A 1346-nucleotide genomic window follows, 5' to 3' on the forward strand; every position below is an offset into this window, starting at 1 on the left:
TTAAATTGCAATAATAAATGCAACACCCTGTAAAAAATCATGTGGTATAGGGACTAAGAATAGTCAAAATAGCCTTAAATCCATCTCAATTGTCAATGTAGATGTCACGCATGGGTATGTGTCAAGGGCTGCATAGCAGGCGTAGCTTTACCCTTGACATACCCCAAGTGACATCTAAAATATTTATAATATGAGTTTAGGCTATTTTTAATAATTCCTCACAAAAAATTTTTTCAGGAGTTTTGTAATTTAGTAACTTTCGTGGGAGTGTATTCATCCAATTTTGAACTCTTTGAATGGTGTCAATAGAGATATCCTTTATACTCTTTCCCTTAGGGATAAATCGGCGTATAAGACCATTATGTCGTTCGTTAGTTCCTCTTTCAAAAGAAGAAAAGGGGTGGGTATAATATACCTCAACATCATATTTTTTTAGAATGGATTGTAAATTACTAAATTCAACTCCATTATCTGATGTAATACTCTTAAAAATCTTTTTAAAGTCATTCCCATAAACTTCCATGAGTTTGTTTATAGAATCATCAACAGACTTAGAATCTTTATTATCTAGAAGCATGATTATTTCATAACGGGATTTGCGTTCTGTTAAAGTTAAAAGAGCTTTATCTCCTGATTTTTTACCTATGACGGTATCTATTTCCCAATGTCCAAATTCCTGACGGGAATTAATTTGTTCAGGTCTTAAATCAATACTCTTACCTAAAAGGCGTTTGTTTTCTCTAATTCTTTTCCTTTTAGGTTTTAAACGTGTTTTTAAAGGTAAATCTATATTACGAATAGATAAAAATCCTCTATCAATATAGTTATATAAGGTCTTAGTTGAAACAATGAACTCATCTTTCCAAGAAGGATCAGTTTTACAATAACCAACGACAGTATCAACAGACCAATTATTTTTACGGATTTTTTCTTCTGCAAATTTAATGAAGGTCTCTGCTTTAGCTAATTTAATTTTTGCTCCGCAATTTGAACGGTGATTTTCGTAGACAGCTTGCCCAGTTTCATGGAAATAGCTTGAATAACAGGATAAATCACTTTTTAATTGAGATACGGTGCCACGTTTAATTTCACGACTGATAGTACTTGGACTTCGTCCTAATTTTTTAGCAATATAACGAATACTTTTACCTTCTTTAAGCAAGGCAAAAATTTCTCCTCGTTCATAAGATTTCAGGTGTTTAAAAAAACGTATAGGTGTGTTATAATTATTTTCATGAACCATAGTGAAAACCTCCTGTATGTTTGGATTTGTCACCTATATCATACATGATTTTCGCTATGGTTTAAATATTTTTTACCTGTTGCATTTAATTATACAATGAGTC

General features: G+C 31.7%; 1 protein-coding gene. It reads right to left on the reverse strand.

Going from position 1 to position 1346, the window contains the following annotated elements; translation table 11 throughout:
• Positions 1–196: 196 nt before the first annotated feature.
• Positions 197–1243, reverse strand: a complete 1047-nt coding sequence (locus Q428_RS14040) for an IS30 family transposase (RefSeq protein WP_035382037.1) — start codon at positions 1241–1243, stop codon at positions 197–199.
• Between the last annotated feature and the right edge of the window lie 103 nt (positions 1244–1346).

The organism is Fervidicella metallireducens AeB, from assembly GCF_000601455.1.
In the GTDB taxonomy this organism is placed as follows: Bacteria; Bacillota; Clostridia; order Clostridiales; family Caloramatoraceae; genus Fervidicella; species Fervidicella metallireducens.